At 48.9% G+C, this 26,011-nt stretch carries 21 protein-coding genes; 10 read left to right on the top strand and 11 right to left on the bottom strand.

Translation table 11 applies throughout. The features are described from left to right. Positions 1-290 precede the first annotated feature (290 nt). The 4 genes from R6242_RS18660 (at position 291) to R6242_RS18645 (ending at position 7,103) form a co-directional block, all read left to right on the top strand. On the top strand, positions 291-755 hold the full coding sequence (locus tag R6242_RS18660; RefSeq protein ID WP_318429770.1) for a PAAR domain-containing protein: 465 nt from the start codon (positions 291-293) through the stop codon (positions 753-755). Then, a complete protein-coding gene (locus R6242_RS18655) occupies positions 755-1,444 on the top strand; it encodes an alpha/beta hydrolase (protein ID WP_318429768.1) in 690 nt (229 codons plus the stop codon). The genes R6242_RS18660 and R6242_RS18655 overlap by 1 nt, the downstream gene beginning before the upstream one ends. A gap of 761 nt (positions 1,445-2,205) precedes the next feature. After that, a complete protein-coding gene (locus R6242_RS18650; protein ID WP_318429766.1) occupies positions 2,206-4,653 on the top strand; it encodes an adenosylcobalamin-dependent ribonucleoside-diphosphate reductase in 2,448 nt (815 codons plus the stop codon). 476 nt (positions 4,654-5,129) lie between these two features. After that, entirely contained in the window at positions 5,130-7,103 is a 1,974-nt protein-coding gene (locus R6242_RS18645; RefSeq protein WP_318429763.1) for a PhoX family protein, read from the top strand. Between the two features lie 93 nt (positions 7,104-7,196). Here the strand turns inward: R6242_RS18645 and R6242_RS18640 are convergent, their stop codons facing one another. The 3 genes from R6242_RS18640 to R6242_RS18630 all read right to left on the bottom strand — a co-directional run bounded on the left by R6242_RS18640 (position 7,197) and on the right by R6242_RS18630 (position 9,061). Continuing rightward, positions 7,197-7,802, bottom strand: coding sequence for a hypothetical protein (locus R6242_RS18640; RefSeq protein ID WP_318429760.1), 606 nt, complete (start codon positions 7,800-7,802; stop codon positions 7,197-7,199). A gap of 112 nt (positions 7,803-7,914) precedes the next feature. Next, entirely contained in the window at positions 7,915-8,040 is a 126-nt protein-coding gene (locus tag R6242_RS18635) for a hypothetical protein (RefSeq protein WP_293933398.1), read from the bottom strand. A 241-nt stretch (positions 8,041-8,281) separates the two neighbouring features. Further along, entirely contained in the window at positions 8,282-9,061 is a 780-nt protein-coding gene (locus R6242_RS18630; RefSeq protein WP_318429755.1) for a hypothetical protein, read from the bottom strand. A gap of 173 nt (positions 9,062-9,234) precedes the next feature. Between R6242_RS18630 and R6242_RS18625 the strand changes: the two genes are divergently transcribed. Both R6242_RS18625 and R6242_RS18620 read left to right on the top strand, forming a co-directional pair. Next, positions 9,235-9,573, top strand: coding sequence for a YnfA family protein (locus R6242_RS18625; protein WP_318429753.1), 339 nt, complete (start codon positions 9,235-9,237; stop codon positions 9,571-9,573). Between the two features lie 107 nt (positions 9,574-9,680). Beyond that, entirely contained in the window at positions 9,681-9,965 is a 285-nt protein-coding gene (locus tag R6242_RS18620) for a hypothetical protein (RefSeq protein WP_318429750.1), read from the top strand. Between the two features lie 53 nt (positions 9,966-10,018). Here R6242_RS18620 and R6242_RS18615 read toward each other — a convergent pair whose 3' ends face one another. The 3 genes from R6242_RS18615 to R6242_RS18605 form a co-directional block, all read right to left on the bottom strand. Next, positions 10,019-10,795 carry a ferredoxin--NADP reductase gene (locus R6242_RS18615; protein WP_293933390.1) on the bottom strand — a complete coding sequence of 259 codons (777 nt, stop codon included), beginning with the start codon at positions 10,793-10,795 and terminating at the stop codon, positions 10,019-10,021. Positions 10,796-10,963: 168 nt separating this feature from the next. Next, the gene (locus R6242_RS18610; RefSeq protein WP_318429746.1) at positions 10,964-11,896 is read right to left on the bottom strand and encodes an electron transfer flavoprotein subunit alpha/FixB family protein; all 933 of its coding nucleotides are present in this window, start codon (positions 11,894-11,896) and stop codon (positions 10,964-10,966) included. Then, the gene (locus R6242_RS18605) at positions 11,897-12,643 is read right to left on the bottom strand and encodes an electron transfer flavoprotein subunit beta/FixA family protein (protein WP_318429744.1); all 747 of its coding nucleotides are present in this window, start codon (positions 12,641-12,643) and stop codon (positions 11,897-11,899) included. 331 nt (positions 12,644-12,974) lie between these two features. Here R6242_RS18605 and R6242_RS18600 point away from each other — a divergent pair, with 331 nt between their 5' ends. Beyond that, positions 12,975-13,901, top strand: coding sequence for a LysR family transcriptional regulator (locus tag R6242_RS18600; RefSeq protein ID WP_318429742.1), 927 nt, complete (start codon positions 12,975-12,977; stop codon positions 13,899-13,901). A 46-nt stretch (positions 13,902-13,947) separates the two neighbouring features. Here R6242_RS18600 and R6242_RS18595 read toward each other — a convergent pair whose 3' ends face one another. The 4 genes from R6242_RS18595 to R6242_RS18580 form a co-directional block, all read right to left on the bottom strand. Beyond that, positions 13,948-16,080 (bottom strand): EAL domain-containing protein, encoded by a 2,133-nt coding sequence (locus tag R6242_RS18595; RefSeq protein WP_318429740.1) that lies wholly within the window; start codon positions 16,078-16,080, stop codon positions 13,948-13,950. Beyond that, positions 16,073-16,471, bottom strand: a complete 399-nt coding sequence (locus R6242_RS18590) for a response regulator (protein ID WP_318429737.1) — start codon at positions 16,469-16,471, stop codon at positions 16,073-16,075. Before R6242_RS18590 ends, R6242_RS18595 begins: the two co-directional genes overlap by 8 nt. A 12-nt stretch (positions 16,472-16,483) precedes the next feature. Next, positions 16,484-20,170, bottom strand: coding sequence for a PAS domain S-box protein (locus tag R6242_RS18585; protein WP_318429735.1), 3,687 nt, complete (start codon positions 20,168-20,170; stop codon positions 16,484-16,486). 341 nt (positions 20,171-20,511) lie between these two features. Further along, positions 20,512-21,018, bottom strand: a complete 507-nt coding sequence (locus R6242_RS18580; protein ID WP_318429732.1) for a redoxin family protein — start codon at positions 21,016-21,018, stop codon at positions 20,512-20,514. Between the two features lie 130 nt (positions 21,019-21,148). Between R6242_RS18580 and R6242_RS18575 the strand changes: the two genes are divergently transcribed. Further along, on the top strand, positions 21,149-21,841 hold the full coding sequence (locus tag R6242_RS18575) for a phosphatase PAP2 family protein (RefSeq protein ID WP_318429731.1): 693 nt from the start codon (positions 21,149-21,151) through the stop codon (positions 21,839-21,841). Between the two features lie 150 nt (positions 21,842-21,991). On the opposite strand, the gene R6242_RS18570 is transcribed toward R6242_RS18575, so the two are convergent. Further along, a complete protein-coding gene (locus tag R6242_RS18570) occupies positions 21,992-22,354 on the bottom strand; it encodes a hypothetical protein (protein ID WP_318429730.1) in 363 nt (120 codons plus the stop codon). A gap of 343 nt (positions 22,355-22,697) precedes the next feature. Here R6242_RS18570 and R6242_RS18565 point away from each other — a divergent pair, with 343 nt between their 5' ends. Both R6242_RS18565 and R6242_RS18560 read left to right on the top strand, forming a co-directional pair. Further along, the gene (locus R6242_RS18565) at positions 22,698-24,356 is read left to right on the top strand and encodes an electron transfer flavoprotein-ubiquinone oxidoreductase (protein WP_318429729.1); all 1,659 of its coding nucleotides are present in this window, start codon (positions 22,698-22,700) and stop codon (positions 24,354-24,356) included. A gap of 478 nt (positions 24,357-24,834) precedes the next feature. After that, complete coding sequence (locus R6242_RS18560; protein ID WP_318429727.1) at positions 24,835-25,572, top strand: dienelactone hydrolase family protein; 738 nt, start codon at positions 24,835-24,837, stop codon at positions 25,570-25,572. Positions 25,573-26,011 lie beyond the last annotated feature (439 nt).

The raw sequence follows: 26,011 nt of genomic DNA, 5'->3' as shown, positions 1-26,011 counted from the left end.
ACCGTACTAATCTTGATTCCTTATAGGTGGCAGGCATGAAAAAAGTAATACGCATCGGCGACAAAACCAGCCACGGCGGTGTAGTAGTCAGTGGAGCTGCACATAGAAATACCTGATTATGTCTCTTGCTCAATTTCATTATAAATATCGTAGGGCGGGTGAAACCCGCGTATTTCTTCAGCATGGCTCGCGGGTTTCACCCGCCCTACACATTCAAAAACCAAGCCCAACACTTATAGAAACCCATCTGCACAGAGCTCATTGAGCAAGAGACATAATCAGATAGAAATATGTTCGGCAAAGCCGTGGCACGGGAAGGGGATATGGTTAGCTGTCCAATTCAGGGTCACGGCTCTTGCCCAATTATTGAGGGCGACCCTTCTTGGGATGTTGACGGAAAAGCTGTCGCTTTAGAGGGGCATAAGACTGCATGTGGAGCCGTTCTGTTTTCCTCTATGCCTGAAGTAAGTCGGTCTTATGAAGGTAGCGGGGCAGCCTCTTCAGGCGCACCTAGGCCAATAGCAGCTAAAGCACTAACCGCTGCCTCAGTACTTGCCGCCACATCAGGCGAATTCGATCAGCACTTTCTATTGCAGGACGAGATAACCGGAGCACCACTAGTAAACAGGATGTACCGCATTAAGTGGAGCGGAGGGGAAATTGAGGGTCGCACCGATGAACATGGACATACTCAAAAAACCAGTAGCGGAAAAGCTGAAGAAGTGACTATTGAAGTATTCGCGGAGAATCCATAATGGGGCCATTAGTTCCTGTAATCATTATTACGGCGACTTTAACTTTAAAATCTGACACTAAACCCATACCTGTAAAAGTAAACAAACCACGCGGCACTCTCTATTGGGGCGGTGCAGGTCTAAACGGGCCTTATGTTCAACCACAATTAGCGATGTTTGCCAAAGTTGGCATAAGTCACTGCTACATTGGACAAACAAATTCTGCGAGCCAAGCGATAGGCGATGCAGGGATGCTTATTGATGCTTTACGAGCAGGGATAAACATCAGATACATTGATGATGGGGAGTGGCCGTTATCCGGTATGGACAAGCCATCTGAACAGTTCAATCTGATCGGTTATTCTTATGGTTCATTACTAGCAGCCCAAACCGCTAATTATTATGCAAAAAATGGCAACATTGTTAATCACCTAGTATTAATTGGTAGCCCAATTGATGCCGACTTTTTGCAAGCCCTTAAAGCAAACAAAAACATTAAAAAGGTTATAGTTATCGACCTAGTGCAACATGGTGACCCCATTTATGCAGGCATTAAGCAATCAGACTTAATCATGGTAGCTAAAACACTAGCTGAACAAATGACCCGTAATAAGGCGGAAGGTCACTTCTATTACGCCCACGTAGTTGATGACAGCCCAAAGCGCTGGGAAGCATTAGCACACCGTTTATATGAAGAAGGACTAAGGTAAAACCATGAGTCTGTCTAGCAATACACCACACCGAGCGGGTCATATCCTATCGTGGATTAGCGTAGTGATAAGCGCCATCTTAATGGCTCTAGTTTGTTGGTTTACCTTTTACTTGGCGGGGGCAAAAATAGACCTAGGGACATTCTATACGGGGCCAGTTGGTGCAGCATTCGGCGCGTTCATTGTTATCGGGATTGCCTTAAGCATCGCAGATACAATTTGTGCAATCGGTGTGCGACTACGAACCACGGAAGGATCAAAAGAGCGAGCGAGGACGTGGCAAGCATGGTTAGGCGCTCACGCACTATTTCTAGTTGGGGCAGTCGCAGCCGCTACGATCATTCATATACATTTAAAGTAAGCTACCAGAAACAATCAAACCACCTATTAGGTGGTTTTGCATTTACAAACTGCTAAGCCCCCCAATCCTATCAACTTAAGGTGAATTCGTAGGTTGGGTTAGTAGCTTTATCACGTAACCCAATATTTTTTTTCGCCTAAATGTTGGGTTACGCGGGTTTGTCCACCTCAAAAACGATTACCAAATATTTTAAATTCCAGTTTGCCACGGCCTGCTTGGCTTAAAATCTCGCCCCTTGTCCGCGTAAAAATTCAACGATTGCAATCCTCTGCTCTGATCACATATTGTTCTTTAGCAAGCCCTGCTGATGCTAATCAGAGTAAATTGCTCCGCCCTTCTGTGGGCTTTATGCGCAATCCGCATCACACCGAGCACGATCAATTATTTAGGAAGCACCATCATGGCCCCGCAAGAAATTTCTCTCGATGTACTTCTAGAAAAGTATGCCAAAGGCACAGAAGCCAGCATTAGCGATGTACAAGAGCGTGTAGCCACTGCTTTGGCCTTAGTAGAGCAGCCTGATCTACAGGCTTACTACGGAGAGAAATTTTTGTGGGCACAGCAAAATGGTTTTGTACCGGCGGGCCGGATTAACTCTGCGGCGGGGATGGATTTACGCGCCACGCTGATTAATTGCTTTGTGCAGCCAGTGGGTGATTCGGTGTCTGGCCATAGCGATGGCAAGCCCAGCATTTACACCGCGCTATCAGATGCAGCAGAAACCATGCGCCGAGGCGGTGGGGTAGGCTACGATTTTTCCACCATTCGGCCTAAAGATTCGCTAGTACGTGGCACACGCTCGCGCGCATCCGGCCCCGTTTCGTTTATGCAGGTGTTTAATGCCTCGTGCTCTACGGTGGAATCCGCCGGTGCGCGGCGTGGTGCGCAAATGGGCGTATTGCGTGGCGATCATCCGGATATTCTGGAATTTATCCGCTCTAAAGACCAAGGCGGTTTAAGCAATTTTAATATCTCGATCGGTGTGACCGATGAGTTTATGCAGGCGGTAAGCAACGATAGCGATTTTTGCTTAGTCCACAAAGCCGAGCCAAGCGAAGAACGTAAAGCCGCTGGCGCTTATCAACGTGAAGACGGTATTTGGGTACATCAAACCATCCGCGCCCGCGCACTGTGGGATGAGGTGATGAAATCCACTTACGATCACGCCGAGCCGGGCATCTTATTTTTATCGCGCATGAATAGCGATAACAACCTGTATTACTGCGAAACCATCGAAGCCACCAATCCTTGCGCCGAACAGCCTTTACCCGATTACGGCTGCTGCTGCCTAGGCTCGATCAACCTCACCCGCTTTGTAAAATCACCTTTTGCTAGCGATGTAAGCTTTGATTTTGAAGGCTTCCAAGCCGTTGTTAGCGTGGCGATTCGCATGCTGGATAATGTGCTGGAAGCCACCGCATGGCCATTGCCGCAGCAAAAAGCCGAGGCGATGTCTAAGCGGCGCATTGGTCTGGGCTATCTAGGCCTTGGCAGCATGCTGGTGATGATGGGCCTGCGCTACGATTCGGATGCGGGCCGCGCGTTAGCACAGCAAATCTCAGAAGTGATGCGCGATGCAGCGTATTTGGCCTCGGTAGATTTAGCCAAAGAAAAAGGCGCGTTTACCCTGTTTGATAGCACGCAATATCTTGCTGGCAACTTTGCCAAACGCCTGCCTAAGGCGATTCGTGCGGCGATTGCCAAGCATGGTTTGCGTAACTCCCACCTCTTATCGATTGCGCCTACTGGCACCATTACGCTGGCCTTTGCCGATAACGCCTCCAATGGCATCGAGCCTGCTTTTTCATGGGTTTACAACCGTAAAAAACGCATGAACGATGGCACGACACAAACTTATGAAGTAGCCGATCACGCTTGGCGCTTGTACCGCCAGATGGGGCACGATGTATCGAGCGATAGCAAACTGCCCGCCCCCTTTGTCACCGCGCTGAATATGTCGGCCAGCGATCATATGAAGATGCTACAAGTAGTGCAGCCCTTTGTGGATTCGGCCATCTCCAAAACAGTCAACGTGCCGGCTGATTATCCTTACGCAGACTTTCAAAACCTCTATATGGATGCATGGCGTGCAGGGCTAAAAGGCCTAGCCACGTATCGCCCGAACAGTGTGCTGGGCAGCGTGCTATCGATCGCCAGCGAAGCTCCTGTTGAAGCCATGACGCCTGATGATGATTTACTGCGTAAGCAATTTGATCGCCGCCCACTTGGCGATCTAGAATCAGTGACTTCTAAAGTGCAGTACATGACTTATGAAGGCAAAAAAATTGTTTACCTTACCGTTAGTTTTATCCATATCACCGGCATGGTGGGCGGTGATATGGTCACCATCGAGCGCCCATTTGAGTTCTTTATGCCTGCAGGGCAAAAGAGCGAAGATCAGCAGTGGATTACCGCCAGCATGCGGTTGTTATCCATGGCGGCGCGCTCCGGTGGTTCCATCGCCAAGGCTTTAGCCGATTTGCGTGAAGTGGTCTGGGATAAAGGCCCAGTACGCTGCGGGATGATTACTAAAGATGACGGCAGCCAAGCGCCACTATTCCATGATTCTGAAGTAGCGGCCATTGGTTATTCACTACAGCGCACCCTGATGAAACGCGGCTTTGTAGATGCTGCTGGCAACCAAGTGCCAACCCAGATACTGGCCGAGCGCTTTAAGCAAAAGCATCAGGATTACGCCATCGATGATTTGGCCAACAGCGCCGACAGCAGCCCAATCAGCTATATCGCCACCGGCAAAAAATGCCCGGAATGCGGCGCTTATGCCTTACAAAAGGTTGATGGCTGCAGCCGCTGTGTATCTTGCGGCTATGTTGGAGCCTGCGGTTAATTCTTTTTTGTAAGCATAAAACAGCCCGCTATTTTCCAAAAGATTGGAAATAGCGGTTTTTTTTGCTTATTTTTTAGAGCTACTTTAAAAAACACGAGCAGCAGGCCTGCTGCCTATTTTAGGCATCAATGAGCGAGTTAATCAGCGGATTCAAGCGATGCCAGCCATTTGTATTCTCAAGCTTAGTAGCAAAATTGCAGAACATGGGTGCGTGTATTTTTCGCTCAAAAATATTTCACAAACTTTCAACTAAATAAATTTAATTAAATAGTTACTCAATATACCTCCCTTGTAGCTTACAAAAAATCACAACATTTCAAACTTTAAAGCACAAAAAATCATAAAAAAAGCCTTAGATATATGTCATGAACTTGTCATGTAAACGCGTTAACTTACGCGCAACAGCTACCAGCTCATGCTCAATCAGGCATTTGGCAAGGCTATTTATATGATCGAAAATTCTAAGGAGTTATAAATTGTTAGATGATATGCAAGCTTCCCGCCGTCAAGCCTTAAAACTATTTTCCAGCATTCCACTACTGCCATTGGGCTCTGTATCTGCTGCATCCATGTTGCTAACCGCCTGTGGTGGGGATAGCGATACACCTGCAGTAACAGCACCGGCCACGGTTAGCTTTGATTCCGCCAGCTTTAGCAGTATGGCAGCGCCTAGCATGGCAGATCCGTTTGCAATGGGCACGACCAGTGTGGGCTCCAGCCTAAATGTAAAGCTCAGCGATGGCAGCACACAAAGCTTTAAATTAGCTTACAACCCTTTCTTTATCACCGGTGATTACGTTCCTGATGGTAAAGGTGGTTACAACCTTTCCGGTGGTTATGTTGATATCAACAACAAACCAATTCTAGATACATCCCTGCCAGGGCTTGAAAGACAGTTTTTCTCTGATTGTGCCGACGGCACTTCCTTGATTAACCTAGATAAAGCAACCGTTGCCGGGATCAAAGGCAAGGCAGTGTTTGCGGTTGTTCAGTTTGAATACACCTCAAATAATCAGGCAGGCAAGAGCATGTATGGCCAACTGCCTTCCCCTATCGCCGTGCTGACATTAGATCAAGATCAAGCCACAGGTAAGCTGACACTGGTTAAATACCACAATGTAGATACCTCGGCGGCACATATGCTATGGATCACCTGTGGTGCCAGCATGTCCCCTTGGAACACACACCTTTCTAGCGAAGAGTACGAGCCAGATGCTTTTACTGCCGCCACAGATGCGCAATTTAAAGCCTTCAGCAAAAATGTATTCGGCGATGAAACCAAAGCCAATCCTTACCACTACGGCCACCTGCCAGAAGTCACGGTAAACCCCGATGGCACGGGCTCAATCAAAAAACATTACTGCATGGGCCGTATCTCACACGAGCTGATTCAAGTCATGCCAGATAACCGCACCGCTTTAATGGGTGACGATGCCACCAATAGCGGCCTATTTATTTTTGTGGCCGATAAAGAAAAAGATTTGTCTGCTGGCTCGCTTTACGTGGCTAAAGTAGGCGCAGGCTTCTCGCTCGATACCAAAGCAGAAGGCGCTGCACTGACTTGGATTAAGCTCGGCTCGGCCACCAGCGCTGAAATCGAAAAGATGGCAGATACACTAAAGCCAAGCGACATCATGACCGTGGCGACTAAAGACCCAGCGGATGCGAGCTTTACTAAGATCAATGCCGGCGGCAGCGTGCAGTGGATCAAGATTAAGCCAGGCATGGAAAAAGCAGCGGCCTTCTTAGAAACACACCGTTACGCAAGCTATGTTGGCGCAAGTATGGCTTTCACTAAAATGGAAGGCACGACAGTTAACGCCAAAGACAAGATCGCCTACTCTGCGCTGCAAAACATTCAGGGCTCAATGATTAAGGGTAATTCTGCTTGGAACGAAGCCTACAATGTAAGCTTAGATCAAGCATTGAAAGCCGGTGGCGTGATAGCACACACCTTAACTGGTGGCCAAAAAGACACTGCTGGCGCAGCCATTAACAGCGAATGGGTGCCCGTAAAAACCAAGGCACTGATCTTGGGTGAAGACATTAAAGCCGATGCCTTAGGCAACACCGCTAATCCAGACAAGATTGCCAACCCAGACAATCTAAAGTTTTCTGAAAAACTGCGCACACTGTTTATTGGTGAAGACAGCGGCCAACACGTGAATAACTTTGTGTGGGCTTACAATGTTGACACTAAAGTGCTCTCACGCCTGATGTCTATGCCTGCAGGTGCAGAGGCCACAGGCCTGGTGGTTGCGGATGATGTGAATGGCTGGACTTACATCATGAGCAACTTCCAACACCCAGGCGAATGGATTAGCTCAATGGATAAAGCGGCAATTGCCGCCGTTAACCCAATTGTTAACAGCAATTATAAAAACAAATTTGCTTGCGCGGTAGGTTACCTGACGGCTGAAGCCACGAGTATCAAGTTATCAAAAGTATAAAACTCAAAAACCTCGCTTCTAACGGGTCTTAATAAAAAAGCAGCAAGCTAAGGGTGTTAAACCCCAAAGCTTGCTGCTTTTTTTCTTTAAAAATTACAGTAAAGCAAACACCGCGCTCATCGCCAAGAGTAATGCATTCAGCGCTCGAGTGGCCTTATCCGCTAGCTCATCCAGTAAGTTGGCCTGCTGGCTTAAATAATCTGACTCCCACTCGGCAGCAATAGCCAGCGATAGATTTAAATAAGGCGATTGATGACGCAGCTTCTGCTGCTTGGCCGCCAGTGCAGCCAATCTTTCTAGGCTAAGGGCGATCTCAGGGTAGTTATCTTTCACCGCCCTGATCACAAATACCGTACCGGCAGCGCCTTCACATTTTTCAGCTTTAAGTAACAGCGCCATGCCCACTAGCCGCTGCGCTTTTTCTACGATGGCGGCCAAGCGCAGCATAAAATTTTCTTCATGATAGCGGTAAATCTCAGGGCGATCGGCGGGGCTTAGCGCTCGGATAAAGTGGCTAGCGATGGCCAAATTGCTTAGATCAAGCTCTAACTCAGCCAGCTTTTCAAACACCTTGGCCGCATAGCTTTCTTGGGCACTGGCATGAAAGCGCTCGCCCTGCTCTGCAACGGCTTTCAACATCGATTGATAGCGAGCAAAGTAAGTAGCAAGGCCGTTCAAGGCGGGATGTTCGATCAGCATGGTGGTTTCACATTCATTTATTTAAGCGCAGGGATTATCCTTGATAAAGCGTCACTGCGCTTATACAGCTGCTGCCGAATATTTTTTAGCCAAGCACAAGCCGCCCATCCCGCTAAAAATAATGACTTCCCTGCCCAAGTAAATGCTGTAGCAAAGGTGAGAATAAATGCCCAGTAATCACCAGCCAAACGAGCACTACCACCAAAGAAACAATCAGTTCAAATTTTTCAGAAAACATGGGGCACCTCTTATCTAGGCTAAAACTTGTGCTTACCAAGGCTATCCTTGCGCAATACAAGCTGCCTGACTGCTCGCTCAATGAGTTAAAAATCATGCCAATTATTGAGTATTTCAAGCCATATAAATTTATTAACTCGCATTTATTGAGCTATTTTATGCTTGCCCCACAGCAAAATCCTTAATCAAAATCAATATTTTACGAAAGCTTTTGTAAAGTAATCCCCATAGAAAGCGCAATCTTAATGAGCCTGCTCCTGCCTTAACCAGCCAATTTCCCTCGCCGTTTTTTCACCAATAATTGTACGGCTCAAATTATCAGGGATGGTGGCCAAAGCCTCACTAACGGGGACGCGCCCGCCCATCAGCTCAGCAAAAGCTTGTGGATAGAGTGGTGATCGATCCGGCTCGGCAAAGCCATCTGGGTGGATTGGCATATTGCTACTCAAATCATATTTATCCGTGGCATTTAGGGTATGTAACAGCTCATGCCCCACAATCACAAGATTTTGCTTAGCGTAACGCTTATCCCCAAATAAATTAATCCGCCCAATACGGCCTTTATTTAGCGCCGTGGAGTGGCTGAGCTGTGGATGGGTGGCCGGATCGTAATAGAGTAAATACAGGCGAATATCCGGTGGCACGCTCACCTTTGGGCTGTTATTCCAAGCAAAATATCTAAACTTTAGGCTCCAAATAATGGTGCTAAAGATATTGCCATCTGTAGGTGGCGCAGGCGGGATGTTTTTAACCTCCGCCCCTAGCTGCAACTCAATCGGCCGGTGTATCCCTAGGCGATATTGTTCAGCCTCTTTAGAGTAGTACTGCGCCAGCGGCTCAAAATCATCTTTACTTAAGCTGCTTAGATAAGCGCTCACCTCAGGGCTGTTGTTTACATTCACTGGGTACACAGCCACATACAAGCCCTGCTTCCATTCTGTTGCGCCCTTATCCAGCCAAGTCATCTGGGCTGCTTTAGCCAAAATCAGCAACAAAATAATAATTCGAATTTTCTTCCACATAGCAGCCTTTAATTTAGGGTGGGCATATTGCCCATGCGCATGGCAACACATCCTCACAGCGCAGGCAAGATACACCACTTTTGCCTGTGCTAGCTTGTTGCATCATTATTTTTCAGCCAAGCTATTCGCGCCATTTATGCTTTAATAGGCCCCTAGCAAAAACCGACTCCATCATGGAACACTTCTTCAAAACACTACTCCTCTTTGCCGCCACTGCGCTCTGCGAAATCGTCGGCTGCTATCTTCCCTATTTATGGTTACGCAAAGGGGGATCTGTGCTTCTACTACTACCCGCCGCAATCAGCCTTGCGCTATTTGTTTGGCTACTCACCTTACACCCAGCAGCGACCGGCCGAGTCTATGCCGCCTATGGTGGGGTTTATGTGAGTGTTGCGCTGCTTTGGCTATGGCAAGTTGATGGCATTAAGCCTGATCGTTGGGATATAACAGGCTGCATCATGATGCTGCTCGGCATGGCGGTGATTTTGCTGGCCCCAAGGGCTGGGAGTTAAAACCAGCAGAGCCGCCATAAATAGGGTACTTACGGCAAAACCTCTGCAAGAAAACGCTCTAAATCTGCTGGGCGTTTAAATTGTAGTAGCTATTCCAAGCCCATAAGATGATTGAATCTTTACTCAAAAAATTTTTAACCATTGTTTCTGTATTGCCATTCCAAAGCACTTCTCTATTCCTGATTATGTCTCTTGCTCAATCTAATTATAAATATGGTAAGGCGGGTGAAACCCGCGTATTTATTCAACATTGCTCGCGGGTTTCACCCGCCCTACGCATTCAAAAACCAAGCCCAGCACTCAAGAAATCCATCTACAAAGAGCTCATTGAGCAAGAAACACATCAGATGAATCTATGCATAAAAAATGGCCGTACCCCTCAATCAGGGTAACGGCCATATTGCTTAAAATGCGGCATTACATCGCCCGCACAAGGTCGCAATCATTATTTTTCTACGAACGCACGCTCAATCACGTAATCGCCGGGCTGGCCAATACGTTTAGAAACTTGGAAGCCACGCGCATCAAGCAAAGCGCAGGTGTCTTTCAACATGGCTGGGCTGCCGCAAAGCATAGCGCGGTCGGTTTCTGGGTTCAGCGGTGGCAGGCCAATATCACGCTCTAACTTACCCGATTCAAACAAATCAGTTAAACGGCCTTGGTTGCGAAATGGCTCACGCGTGACCGTTGGATAGTAAATCAGCTTTTCACGAACCGCTTCACCAAAGAACTCATTATGCGGCAGCTCTTTTTCAATAAAGTCCGCATAAGCCAGCTCGCTTACGGTGCGTACGCCGTGCACCAGAATGATTTTTTCGTACTGCTCGTAAGCATCTGGGTCTTGAATCAAGCTCATAAACGGTGCCAAACCCGTACCTGTTGAAAGGTAGTACAGATTTTTAGCCGGTTTTAAATCGCTTAAGACCAGCGTGCCGGTTGGTTTACGGCTAACCAAGAGCGGATCGCCTTCTTTCAAATGCTGCAGACGCGAAGTCAACGGGCCGTCTGGTACTTTAATACTGAAAAACTCGAGTTCTTCAGAGTAATTTGGGCTGGCAATCGAATAAGCACGCATCAGCGGCTTGCCGTTGACTTCCAAACCAATCATCACAAACTGGCCATTTTCAAAACGCAACGAATCATCACGCGTGGTGGTAAAGCTGAACAGCGTATCGTTCCAGTGGCGAACCGATAACACGTGTTCGGTAGCAAAAGCGCTCATATTTTTCTCTTTAATCTTAAATAAGTTCAGTCATAGCTGAAAACCCAAATCTTAGAACACGGAGTGTCACGGAGAAAACCTATCAACACATTGCTCTTCTCCGTGATCCTCCGTGTTGTCCTTAACTCCGTGGTTCAGGGTTTGGGTTTGGGTTTTAATAGTTAATCATTACCCAGCCGCTAGCGCAGCAGTCAGCGCGGGTACGGCTTCAAATAGATCAGCGACTAAACCAAAATCGGCCACTTGAAAAATCGCCGCGTCTGGGTCTAGGTTGATGGCCACAATCACCTTGCTGTCTTTCATCCCTGCCAAGTGCTGGGCAGCACCGGATACGCCAGCAGCAATATACAGCTCAGGCGCAACCACGGTGCCCGTCTGGCCCACTTGCAAATCGTTTGGCGCGTAGCCTGCATCCACCGCAGCACGGGTAGCGCCAATGGCTGCGCCAAGCTGAGTCGCCAGCGGGTTTAAAATGGCATCAAAACGCGTTTCCAGCGGGCGGCCACCGGTAATCACCACGCGGGCCGAAGCCAGCTCAGGCCTATCACTGACGGTATGCGTGGCAGAAACAAAACGCGCTTGGCTGTGTGCGGCGGGTGCAGCATGGCTCACGATGCTGACCGGCGCACCATTGTCCGCTGCTTCAAAGCTAGTGGCACGCACAGTCAAGACTTGCAATGCATCGGTGCTTTCTATGGTGGTTAATACACTACCCGCGTAAGTTGGTCGAATATAAGTAGCAGGAGCCGCAATACTGATGACATCCGCAACCATCGCCACATCCAGCAAAGCCGCTACGCGGGGTAAGGCATTTTTGGCTGCGGCAGAATTAGCCGCCAAAATCACTTGATACTTAGGCGCTAGCGTAAGGAGCAAGGCGGCAACATCTTCGGCCAGCGGATGCTGCAAAGATTCTGCATCCACCAAAATCACTTCACTTACACCGGCAATAGCTGCAGCGTCTTGCGCGACCGCTGCTACGCCATGGCCCAGCACCACTAGGTGAATCGGCGCATTCCACGCTGCCGCTGCGGTAATCGCTTGGCGCGTGGCTTTTTTAATTTGCTTGCCGTCGTGTTCAGCTAAAACTAATACGCTCATTTAGATGGCTCCCACTTCACGCAATTTGCTGACCAGCTCAGCCACGCTTGCTACTTTAATACCGGCTTTACGTTCTGCTGGCTCGGCAGCTTTTAATAATTTCAAGCGCGGGCTGGCGTTAACACCCAAGTCCGCTGCGGCGATGGTCTCAATTGGCTTTTTCTTGGCCATCATTAAGTTTGGTAATTTTACAAAGCGCGGCTCATTCAAGCGTAAATCGGCAGTAATCACTGCTGGTAGCTTCAGTGCTACGGTTTCAGTACCGCCATCCACTTCACGCACCACCAGTGCTTCGCCATCGACAATGGTGATGCTAGAGGCAAACGCGCCTTGGCCTGCATTCATCAGCGCGGCCAGCATTTGGCCGGTTTGGCCTGCGTCGTCGTCAATCGCTTGCTTGCCTAAAATAACCAAGCTTGGCTGCTCTTTATCAACCACGGCTTTAAGTAACTTCGCCACGCCTAGCGGCTGAAGCTCAAGATCGCTCTCCAGCAAAATCACGCGGTCTACACCCATAGCAAGGGCGTGGCGCAACACATCTTGGCAGGCTGCGCTGCCAATGGTTACACCCACAATCTCGGTCACTACACCACGCTCTTTTAGGCGCAATGCTTCTTCTACGGCAATTTCGTCGAAGGGATTGATGCTCATCTTCACGCCAGCAATATCCACATCCGAGCCATCAGCCTTGATGCGTGGCCTGATGTTGTAATCCACTACGCGTTTGATCGCGACAAGAACCTTCATAAAATCCCTCCTTAGTAGCGACGTATTTTAGGACAATGTACAATATCTGGTAAATACTATTCTTTGATAAAGATATTCTATTTAGCAGATATGCAGGCCGTAAAGGCCTGTATTATAAACAAACAAAAAATCTTAGGACACAGAGAACACAGAGAAATACCCCGAGAACATCAAGAAAACTACTTTTAAACGAGCCCAAACAAAATGTGGGCACCAATGCGTGCCCACCCTAAATTGAGAGTGCTTTTCTCGGTGTCCTCGTTTGCTCTGCGTTCTCTGTGCCTACAGAACTTTTTGCCTTACCTTTTAACGCTGCCAAACTAAAAACACCATGAACTATACCCTCAGACAACTCGAAGTATTTACCGCCGTAGCCCGCAGTGAAAACGTTTCACGGGCGGCAGAAGCTTTGGGAATGAGCCAATCGGCAACCAGCACCTCGCTGACCGAATTTGAGCGGCAGTTTAAGCTGAAGTTGTTTGATCGGGTAGGCAAAAAGCTACAGTTGAACGAGTTGGGGCATATTATTTTGCCCCGCGCCATTGAGCTACTCGACCGCGCCTCTGAAGTAGAAGCCCTCTTAGAAGGTAAAACTGGCCTTGGGCCCATGCGCATCGGGGCCACACTCACCATCGGCAATTACCTTGCCACGCTGTTAATCGGCGAATTTATGCAAAACCATCCAGGTTGCCGCATTGATTTAGACGTACACAACACCGCCCATATTGTCAGCAAAGTCGCGCAATTTCAGTTGGATTTTGGCTTGATCGAAGGCGATTGCTCACACCCTGATTTAATTGCCGTTCCTTGGGTGGGGGACGAGCTGGTGATTTTTGCCGCGCCCGATCATCCACTCAGCCAGAAGCCAGTCGTGACCTTAGATGATTTAATTGCCACACCTTGGATCGCTCGCGAAACCGGCTCTGGCACGCGGCAAACCTTTGAGCATGGTATGCGACATGTGTTATCTCAGCTGGATATTCGCTTAGCACTTGAGCATACCGAGGCGATTAAACGCGCGGTGGAATCCGGTATGGGCATTGCTTGTATCTCACGCTTAGCACTAAAAGAAGCCTTTCGTCGTGGCAGCTTGGTCGAAATCCCTGTGGCAGGCTTAGATTTTAAACGGCAATTTCACTTTATCTGGCATAGGCAAAAATTTATCACCCCCGGCATGGCGCTGTTTATTGAGCGTTGCAAGGCCGTGGCGGAAGGGGTAAGCAGTAGCGATCAGATTGTGCTATCCCCAAGCCGCTAAAGCTAAGTTCCTAAAACGGATGAAACGTCAACAGATCCTAGTAATATCAGCGGCCTTCAAGCAGGGCAAGATCTAGGGTTTCTGATAGCAAAATCTGCTCCAAAACAGCCAGAGGCACCGGTGGGCTAAAGTAATACCCCTGAATCTGATCACACTGATAGCGCAGCAAAAATGCCAGCTGCGCCTCTGTTTCCACCCCTTCGGCGATCACCTCCAGCTTTAAACTGTGGGCCATGCGGATAATGGCCAGCGCAATGGCGGCGTCATCTGGGTTACTGGTTACTTCACGAATAAAGGCGATATCTATTTTCAGCTTATCCACCGGAAAACGGCGCAAATAAGCCAAGCTAGAATAACCTGTGCCAAAATCATCAATAGAAATCTGCACGCCCCGCTGTTTTAAGCTCTGCAAAGTAGCAATAGTGCGTTCGGTATTGACCATCAGCGAACCTTCAGTCAGCTCCAGCTCAAGTAAGCCAGCGGGAATATTGTGCTCCAGCAGCGCACTAATCACATCCACTTCTAGGTCTCCTTCCACAAACTGACGGCCAGCTACATTAACGGATATTTGCAAAGGACCAATGGATGAGTTTATCCAGCTGGCAATTTGCTTGCACGCCGTAGCCACCACCCAGCTGCCCACATTCACAATAAGACCAGTTTCTTCCAGCACCGGAATAAACAACTGCGGCGACACCAGCCCATAACCCGGCCGCTGCCAGCGTAGCAAAGCTTCCAACCCAACAATACGGCCGCTTTTCAGCAACACCTTAGGCTGGTAATACAAGACAAACTCTTCATTTTCTATGGCCTTATGTAAAGCCATTTCCAAATCATGCCGTGCCAGCACCTCGGCATTCATTTGAGCGGTAAAAAAACGGTAAGTATCCCGCCCCGCCTGCTTGGCCCTAGACATAGCGGTATCAGCATACTTAATTAAAACTTCATGCGCGGTGGCATCATCAGGATAAACCGTGATGCCCATACTGGCGGTGATCGTGACTTCCTGGCCTTGTATTTCGAAAGGCTCACGCAATATTTCACGTATTTTACCGGCCACAAGAGTGGGATACTGCCGCTCGTCTTCCAGCACCAAAATAAGCGCAAACTCGTCACCACCAAGCCGCCCAACCGTATCGCGAATACGTACACAGCGGAGCAGACGATGAGCAAACTGGCTAAGTAGCTCATCACCAGCGGTGTGGCCTAAGGTGTCGTTTACATTTTTAAAGTGATCCAAATCAACAAACAGCACCGCCACCAGCCAGTCGCCATCGTCAGACTGGATCAGCGTATTTTTAAGCGCTTCATAAAACAAAGTGCGATTAGGCAGCCCAGTCAATACATCGTAATGAGCCAGCTGATGTAGGCGCTGCGCCGATTCCTTACGCTCGGTGATATCCCGCGCCACGCCAACAATAATCCAATCTGAGCCGGATCGCTGAGCCTGCTGATGCACTTCCACTTGCAAATAGCTGCCGTTCTTACACCGTATCGTGGTGTCTGCCAGCTCATTCACACTCTGCCCAGCAATAATGCCATCATAAATACTTTCAAGATCAGAAATAGAGCGCTCGCTCACCTGCGCTGGCCCAGCATCAAACAACTCTTGGCGGGTATAACCCAGCATGCTACAGGCAGTGGCATTTACTTCAACAAAGCACATTGAATGACGGCTAACCAGAAAAATAGCATCGGCGGTGGCATCCATTGCCGAGCGAAAACGCTGTAAATCAGCCGCTCTCGCCAGTACTTCCTGCTCCAGTATCTGGTTGTAATTTTGCAGAAAATCAGCAAACGCCTTTAATCGCAGCAAATTACGCACTCTGAGCCATAGTTCGGCACGATCAACGGGCTTAGTCAGAAACTCTTCGGCCCCCGCATTTAGCCCAGCAAGTCGAGCACTGCGATCATTCAGCGCCGTTACCATAATGATCGGAATCCGTGAGGTCAGTGGGCTAGCCTTCAGAATTACAGCAACCTCAAAGCCATCCATGCCGGGCATCATAATATCCAGCAAGATTAAATCGGGAGCATGCTCTGCAATTGCCGCCAACGCTTCTTCACCGCTGGCGGCGCACTGCGTTATATACCCTTCTGGGCTCAGCAATGTTTCAAGCAGTTTACGATTTTGGCTTTCATCATCAACGATCAGGATAGTAGCAACGGAATTAGTCATGATCGCGGGCCTGCCTGAGGGTATGGCCTCTGGCGAGTAACGTATTAATCACTTCATACAGCTCCTGATAGCGTAAAGGTTTGGCAATATACGCATCACAACCGGCAATCTGGCTTCGCTCTTCATCTGACTTCATCGCCAGCGCAGTTAACGCAATCACCGGAATCGCCGCCGTATCAGGGTTTTGTTTCAGTAGGGCCGTAGCTGCTAGGCCATCCATATCGGGCAGCTGAATATCCATTAAAATAAGATCAGGCTGTTCGCTACGCGCCAGTGTTAATCCCGACTCAGCATCTACCGCACATAGCACCGTATGATCTGCGTTTCGCAGTAATAAAGCAGTCAGCTTCATATTCGCCGCATTGTCTTCAATGACTAAAACTCTGGCCATAGCGCGTCCTCTCTAATGGGGCTGCAGTGCGCGTTTAACCCGAGCAATAAAGCCCGCTCGATCAAACCCTGCCTTTTCAACAATCTGCACCAGCCGTTCTGGTCTATTGCTTAATACCGCCCGATCCAGCTCAGTAATCCGCTTAGAAGTCACAATTAAAACCGGAATATCCGCAGTGGCTGGGTCAAGCTGCAAGGCATCGGCCACTTCAAAACCGCTCATCTCAGGCATAACCAGATCAAGCAAGATCAGGTCAGGCAGCAGCTGCCGTGCCAGCCTCAATCCTTCATGGCCGTTTAATGCCCGCACAACCACATAGGCAGGCTCAGGCAAAAGCCGCTCCAAAGCATCAATTGCTTTTACATCGTCATCGATCACCAATACGGTCCAAGGAGATGAGCTCAGATGCAGGGTCGCCAGCGCAGATTTCAACTCCGCATGGCTAACCGGCTTTTGCAGTACTGCGGTAGCCCCGCCCACCAACGCCATTCGGCTGTCGGCAAGCTTAGAAATAATCATCACGGGCACACGAGCAAGGCTGGCATTTTCGCGTAGACGTAGCAAAAACTCCCAGCCTCCTCCCGCACTGGGTAAATCCCAATCGAGGGTAATCAGCTGAATATTTTGCTGTAGGGCAAAGGACAGCGCCTGCTCGGTAGTGGCGGCAAGTAATACACGAAAGCCTTCCGCCTCAAGCAAGAGGGCGATCATAGCGGCAACTCGCTCATTACTCTCTAGTACTAAGGCGATGCGCTTTTCAGAATCTAAAATAGGATAGCTGCCTATCGCAGATAATGGAGCGGGCAGCTCACGCAGCGGCAGCCAAGCCGCAAAACAAGCCCCTTCACCCTCGGCGCTGGCAACAGCAACAGTGCCGCCATGCAGCTCCGCCAGCTGTTTAACCATAGCCAGCCCCAGCCCCGTTCCTTCAAACTTGCGTGCTAGGCGGCTGTCTATCTGGCTAAAGGCTTGAAACAACTTCGCCATATTGGCTTTAGAAATACCAATACCGTTGTCGGTGACGCAAATTTCAAGAAACTCTTTGTATTCGTTGTCACCCAGTGCAAAACCATGCACCGGCCAGTTGCCTAGTATATGACCTACGCTGCTGCGCAAAACACGGCGGGCCCGTAAAGTAACGCAGCCCCCGCTGGCGGTAAACTTAACCGAGTTTGAAAGCAGGTTATACACAATCTGCTTGGTTTTACGCTGATCAAGCTGAGTAAACCCTAAGTTTTCACCAGCCTCTAGCCCTAGATGAATACGCTGAATCGCTGCTTTTTCCTTGACGATAGACAGGCTGCCAGACAATAAACTGTGTAAATCAACCGGCTCTAAATCCAGCGTCATCATGCCCGCTTCAACCTTAGACAAATCCAGAATGTCATTAATCAACAGGAGCAGATGCTGACCACTGGTGAAAATATCACCGATATACTCATGCTGAACTTCAGTAGTCGGCCCCATAAAGCCATCTTTCAGTGCTTCAGAAAAACCAATAATGGCATTCAACGGCGTACGCAGCTCGTGTGACATGGTGGCCAGAAACTCTGATTTCATCCGGCTGGCATGCTCCAGCTCAATGTTCTTTTCTTGTAAGGTCAGTTCAAACCGCTTTCGCTCAGTAACATCCCGTGCAGCGGCAAACACCCCCTGCACTTTGCGATCTCGGTCATGGAAAGTGGCGGCGTTATAAGACACCACCGTTTCAACCCCATTTTGAGCGCGCACTGTCAGCTCATAATCACTCACTTTATTTTCAGTCAGTACCCTTTTGATGGCGGCATCGGCCCTGATTGGATCAGTAAAGAAATTCTTGCAGGGTGCGCCAATCAGCTCATCCCGCGTGCGGCCAGTTAGGGCAATCATCTGCTGGTTAACGTCAGAAATAATGCCCTGCGGATCAGTCGTCATCAGCGCATCAATATTAGATTCAATCAGTGAGCGGGTATAAAACTGCTGATCCCGCAAGCGCTGATCAAGCACGGTACGGGCCTCCTCAACCTGCTTACGGGCCGCATTATCAGTACCAATTAACAGATAACCAATAATGGCATCCTGCGCATCACGCAGTGCTGTTACCGACACCACGGCCGGAAAACGGCTGCCGTCTTTGCGAAAGTAAGTCAGCTCGTAAATATCCTCTATCCCCCGCGTCGCTTTAAACACCAGCGCCTCAAAGCCGGGGGTGATGGGCGTATCCAGCTCCAGACTGAGTGCTGCAGCACGGGCGATTAATTCTTGCGGATCTGAAATATCGGCAGGCGTAATTTTGTTCATGACTTCGGCAGCGGTGTAGCCCAGCATCCGCTCGGCCCCCACATTAAAAATCTGAATCACACCTTTTGCATCGGTGGCAATGCTGGAAAAATTGGCACTATTAAAAATGGCACGTTGCAGGGCTCCGGCTTTGAGTAGCGCCTCCTCAGCCAGCTTACGAGCCGTGTTATCGGTACTGATCAATAAATAGCCGATGATGGCGTCATCAATATCACGCAGTGCAGTAACAGAGACAACCGCCGGAAAACGACTGCCATCCTTGCGGATTTTAGTCAGCTCATAAATATCCTCAATACCGCGCGCAGCCTTAAATACCAGCGCCTCAAACCCTGGGGTAATGGGCGTACCCAGCTCAATACTCAGCGCCTCAGCACGGGCAACCAGCTCTTGCGGGTCAGAAAAATCTGCTGGAGTGATTTTGTTCATCACCTCTACGGCGGTATAGCCCAGCATGCGCTCGGCCCCGACGTTAAAAATCTGAATCACGCCCTTGGCATCGGTGGCAATACTAGAAAAATTAGCGCTGTTAAAAATAGCAGTTTGCAAGGCTCCGGCTTTAAGTAACGCGGCTTCTACCCGCTTACGCTCGGTAATATCTCGGGCCGCAGCAAATACACCGAGCACATTACCGCGCACGTCTTTATAAACGGAAGCGTTATAAAGTACGTCAGTAAGACGGCCATCCCTGTGCCGGATCGTGAGCGGATAATCGGTGACAAAACCTTGGGCAAAGACCCGCTGATAGCCTTCACGCGCCTTGGCTGGCTCAGTAAAGTAATCAGAAAAATCAGTGCCGATTAGCTTCTCACGTGCTACGCCGGTGGCCTTAATCGAGCCCTCATTAATATCCGTTATTTTGCCTTCGGCACTGATGGTCACCAGCGGATCAAGGCTGGCCTCAAGCAGGCTGCGGGCATACTGCGAAGCCTGCTTACGCGCCGTATTATCAGTACCAATTAGTAAATAGCCGATGATAGCGTCTTGATCATCACGCAGTGCCGTTACCGAAACCACGGCGGGAAAACGGCTGCCGTCTTTGCGGATATAGGTAAGCTCGTAAATATCCTCTATGCCTCGGGAAGCCTTAAACACCAGCGCTTCAAAGCCTGGCGTAATGGGAGTATCTAGCTCTGAGCTGAGCGCTTCGGCCCGTGCAATCACTTCTTGGGGGTCTGAAATATCGGCAGGGGTAATCAGATTAACCACATCACGTGCGGCATAGCCCAGCATACGCTCGGCACCGACATTAAAAATCTGGATCACACCCTTGTCATCGGTGGCAATACTAGAGAAGTAAGCGCTATTGAAAATGGCGTCTTGTAAGGCACCCGTTTTTAGCAGGGTTTTTTGACGATGAAATTCTGTCACACCATCGGCGCTACCTGATCTGTCGCCCTCGCCCTGCCCGATTATCGACATAGACTCTTTCCACAAACAATACAACTAACGTAAGCGTTCGGATAAGGCGGCCTGCACGAAAGCTGAGCAAAGAAATCAGGAAAAAGACAATCCAGCTGATAACGAAGACAGATAGTGTTAAGAAATACTATCAGAGCATCCCCAAAGCGCAATCCATATCTGGATAGCCGGAAGCTTAGCTCCTCTGTTTAAACGGCGGGCGACAAGTAAAAAAATGGCCACTAGATAGTGGCCATTTCCTGAAAAGCAGATTGGCATATGGATCTTGGATAAAGCTCATACACAGTGTAAGAAGGCTAACCTGTGAAAAAGAATAGAGCTAAGAAAAAAAACCGCACTCATCAAGGCCGCTCAAGCAGTAGTACCTGCACCGCAGCCTCTATTTTTTGTGCCTGTGCATCCCCATTATGGGTTTCACCAGCAAAGCGATAGCGAATCATGCCGCGCTTATCAACCAGATAAAAGCTGGGCCAGTAATGATTATCGAGTGCTTTCCAGTAAGCAAAATCATTATCTATCATCACCGGATGCTTAAAGCCATATTCAGCCGCCTTGGCCGCCACCGCCGCCGGATCACGCTCTCGATCAAACTCGGGCGAGTGAATACCTATCATTTTAAGTGCAGGAATCTTGGCGGATAAGTCATTGAGCCAAGGAAAAGAGCGATAGCAATTCCAGCATTCAAACGTCCAAACATCCAGAAAAACCACGCTGCCACGCAAATCTGCTACCCGCAGCGGTTTTGAATTGACCCATGCAGCGGCGTCATGACGGGTGAACTCTGGCAAGGCTGGATTTGCATGGGCACGCAAAGAAAACACCATGATCAGCAAGCATAAGTAGCGCATACCTATTCCCCTAAATTGAATAAAGTGTCCTTAACCTTGGTCGCAGGAATACCCAAAACATGACGCATTTCATTTATCAGTCATACTGATCGGCTAATATTTGCAGCTTTAAACTAATATGGAGTCCTTCATGAACCGTATTCTTAGCAGCTTGCTACTGGCTTTACTTATCCCCTGTACTCCAGCTTGGGCAGAAGAGGCCAAGCCTTTTGTATCGTCTACAGACGTCGATTTAACTCACTACCTGCCAGCGCCCCCTGCTAATGATTCCGCCCAAACCAAACTAGAAATCGCTGAAGTTTTAGCCTTCCAAGCCAAACGCACGCCTGAAACGGCGGCCGCCGCCGCTGCCGATGCAGCAGAAAACATCTGGCGTTTTAACGAAGTGATGGGGCCAAAATTTAAGGCTGAAAAGCTGCCTAAATTTGCAGCTTTTTTTGAGCGCGTAGTAGAAACAGAAGGTGCAGTAGTGGATAGCGCTAAGAATTACTGGAAGCGCCCACGCCCACATATGCTCAATAGCGAAATTCAGCCGGTGGTAAAGCGTTCCAGCTCAGGATCATGGCCATCGGGCCACGCCACCGTGGGCTATTTGATGGCGACGATATTGGCAGAAATGGTGCCAGAAAAACGCAGTACCCTCTTTACCCGCGCCGCCGAATACGCAGAAAACCGCATCGTAGCAGGCATTCACTACCGCTCAGACATCCAAATGGGCCGTGTTGCCGCCGCCTTGATCGCACAAAAAATACTGAGCCGTGATGATTTTAATGCTGAATTTACACCGGCCAAGGCAGAACTGCGCTCGGTGCTAGGGCTTTAATCGTTAGCAAATCGTAGGGTACTGCTTGCTGCGCCCAGCTCAAATAGGGCGTAGCAAGCAGCACCCCTAGATTTTTATCGTGGCTGCATACGCAAAAAAGCACAGAGATATTCTCTGTGCTTTTTATCTATTTAAACCAACCAACAATACTTACTGCTGTGCGTCAATATCCGCGAGGGACTCTGCGCCCTTGGTGGTGATCACATAGCCGACAGCGCCTTCAATCGGGCTGATATGCGATTTTTTTAGCAAAAAGGTGCGCACATTGGCATCCAACAAGGCCACGGGGTCTTTGGCGATTTTGCGCAAGCCATCAATACAGTGCTTCATAAATAAGGTTTGTGTGCCTCTTTCTGAAATCACCATCAAGCCATTGCGGTTGTATTCCACGTATTTCAAGCCAGAAAACAACTTGGCATGCTTAAGCACGCGTGGGCTCAGTCTTTTGCTTTTTAGGCCACGGCTTACTTCCAATAGCGCTTCAAATTCGTCGTCCGTTAATCCAGCATTCATGTTTCTGTGTCCTTATTAAGATAGCAATGATACGCGGCTCTGCAGCTGGCGGGAACCTAGAAAACCCCATCTGCTCTCATAACACTGCGTTGCGCTTTAAAAAAATCTCCTTACATATCAAATATATGCGGCGTAAATTTTTTTAAAACGCGCCTTGTCTTATTTAGTAGATAGGTTTTTCGAGGCCCCCTAGCGTGAAGAAAACCAACGTTTTATGCCCATTTTCACTTCATTGCATGGCCAGTTTGACACTTAGTTTGATGCTAAGCAAAGCGCCTAGGGCTTCGCCTTATGCGATAATGCGCGGCGAAAAGCCATACAAAAACCGCAACAAGGAATACCCATGCAAGTAATCACCCGCGATGTGATGGAATATGATGTTTTGATCGTTGGCGCTGGCCCTGCAGGCCTTTCTGCCGCGATTCGTATCAAGCAACTCGCAGCCTTAGCCAATCAAGAAATCAGCGTCTGTGTTTTAGAAAAAGGCGCAGAAGTAGGCGCGCATATTCTCAGCGGCGCGGTGATTGATCCGATTGCATTGGATGAGCTAATCCCAGATTGGAAAACACTGGGTGCGCCGCTTAAAACGCTGGTCACAGATGATCGCTTTATGTTGCTGGATGAAGATCAGGCTTTCCGCATCCCCAACCCACTGCTCCCCCCACTAATGGATAACCATGGCGCGTACATCGTTAGCCTTGGCAATGTTTGCCGCTGGCTGGCGGAACAAGCCGAGGGACTTGGTGTAGAAATCTATCCCGGCTTTACCGCTGCCGATGTGCTTTACCATGAAAACGGCGCAGTAAAAGGCGTAGTAACAGGCGATATGGGTTTAGATAAAGCGGGCAAGCAAAAAGCCGACTTTGCTCTAGGTATGGAGCTACACGCTAAATACACACTGATCGGCGAAGGCGTGCGCGGCTCGCTGACCAAGATGCTGGAAGCGCAGTTTAATTTACGCGATCAAGCTGACACGCAAAAATACGGCATCGGCTTTAAAGAGCTGTGGCAAGTTGCGCCAAGCAAACATCAAGCTGGCCTTGTCAGCCATACACAGGGCTGGCCGCTAGATAACAGCACCGGCGGTGGCTCATTTATTTATCACCTAGAAGACAATCTGGTGGCCGTTGGCTTTGTAGTGCATTTGAACTACAGCAATCCGCATCTCAGCCCCTTTGATGAATTCCAGCGCTTTAAAACTCATCCAAGTATTCGCGGCCTATTTGAAGGCGGCAAACGCTTAAGCTACGGCGCACGCGCTATTTCTGAAGGTGGCCTGCAGTCTATCCCAGAGCTTACCTTCCCCGGTGGCGCACTGATTGGCTGTGCAGCAGGCTTTTTAAATGTGCCACGCATTAAGGGCACGCATAACGCCATGAAGAGCGGCATGCTGGCCGCCGAGGCCGTGGTGGAAGCACTAGCGGCAGGCCGTAGCAACGACACACTGATTGCTTATCCAGCTGCGATCAAAGCCTCTTGGGTTTGGCAGGATTTAGACAAGGTGAGAAATATCAAGCCTGCGCTGTCTAAATTCGGCAATGTTTTTGGCTCAATGTATGGCGGTTTTGAGATGTGGTTAGCCAGCTTTGGCGTGCGCCTGCCGTGGACTTTTTCGCATTCCAAGCCCGACCATGCCTGCCTAAAACCCGCCAATGAATGCACGCCAATTAAATATCCTAAGCCAGATGGCAAGGTTAGCTTTGATAAGCTGTCGTCGGTGTATATATCCAACGTTAATCACGAAGAAAACCAGCCCTGTCATTTGCATCTGGCCGATATTAACGTCGCAATTAATATCAACATTGCCATATTCGACTCCCCAGAAAGCCGCTACTGCCCTGCTGGCGTGTACGAAGTCATCCAAACCGAAAACGGCCCACGCCCACAGATCAATGCGCAAAACTGCATTCACTGCAAAACCTGTGATATTAAAGACCCAACACAAAATATTACTTGGAGTACACCAGAGGGCGGTGGCGGGCCAAATTATCCGAATATGTAATAGATGTTACGCACAACGATTATTAGTCCACGAAAAGCACGAAATACACTAAAAAACCGATCAAACGGAAATGATTTTCCTTTGTTTTATTATCAGGACGTATAAATTTTATTCATCTAACTATTTGATATTAAATAATATTTATTAAAAAAAAAGATGATTGGTGATGTGATATCTGTTCGTGCTTTTAGTCGACTGCGTTTTTTGATCTTGCTACGTAACATCCATATGTAATAACGGTCTATCTTGCCCACCCTAAGGGGGGATATGTTCCATCCTATCAACTTAAGCAATATGCCATTCGTAGGGCGGGTGAAACCCGCGAGTGATGTTGAATAAATACGCGGGTTTTACCCGCCCTACGATGCTTCAATGCGTGCAATAGATAGATCTACGTTGATCGCTTAAGGCTTAACGATCAACCGTGCTCTTAAGTTGATAGGATTGGGGATATGTTGCCCTCAAATAAGGAATAAACATGATCATCCAAAAAGAAATCATTGATCTTGCTACCCCCACCGGCCTAATGCGCACCTATGTGCACCGGCCCGAGGGCGATAAAGCCTATCCGGTTATTTTGCTTTATTCAGAGATTTTTCAGCAGACTGGCCCAATTGAACGCGCTGCACGACTGATGGCTGGGCATGGCTACGCGGTGCTAGTACCAGAAATTTTTCATGAGCTAAACCCCATCGGTACGGTACTTGCTTACGATCAAGCCGGCAGCGATAAGGGCAATAGCGATAAAATGGGTAAATCTGTAGAAAGCTACGACAGCGATAATCAAGCCATGATTACCTGGCTGAGCGATCAGCCTTGGTGCAATGGGCAAATCGGTGCGATGGGCTTTTGTATCGGTGGCCACCTGGCTTTCCGTGCAGCCTTACAGCCACAAATTAAAGCCACGGCCTGCTTTTACCCTACCGATCTGCACACCAACGTTATTCCAAACCAAGCCGGCCAACACAGCATGGACAGACTCACCGATATTTCTGGCGAGCTGTTGATGTTCTGGGGCAGGCAGGATCCCCACATCCCCGCGACAGGCCGCGCACTGGTTTATCAAAAGCTATCCGCAGCAGAAATTAACTTTAGCTGGCACGAGGTAAATGGTCAGCATGCCTTTATGCGTGATGAAGGCCTTCGCTACGATGCGCAATTAGCCATGCTTGGCTATCAGTGCGCACTCGGTTTATTTGGCCGTGTTCTAGCCTAAGAAACACCCCAGTAGCAGAACCTTGCCCTTTCTGCCTAAAGACTTAGGTCTTTAGGCAGATATGCGCCATCAAGCAGAAACCACCATCGGGCCAATATAAAGCAAGCCTGCCATTGCTGCACAGTGCATTCAGCGCTATACCCAGAGCGATGCACTTAAACAGAAGACGCCGATGATGACAAAGACTCCCCACTCAGGACGTGCCTTGTTGCTACTCTGCAGCCTGCTGGCTTTGCTAAGCACAGAGGCAACAGCCACAGAGCTGAAGTTTTGCACCGAAAGTGAGGATTCCTATCCATGGATACTCAAAAACCGTACCTGATTATGTCTCTTGCTCAATTAAGGCTTGAAATACCCCTCTTGGACAAGGTTTAGCCTGCATCACGGCTTTGAGTAATCGAGGAATCAGAGCGCACAGGTCTGCTCGACGATTGAAACG

It is taken from the genome of Iodobacter sp. CM08 (genome assembly GCF_033446605.1).
GTDB lineage: Bacteria > Pseudomonadota > Gammaproteobacteria > Burkholderiales > Chitinibacteraceae > Iodobacter.
This window is presented reverse-complemented; position numbering and strand designations above follow the sequence as displayed.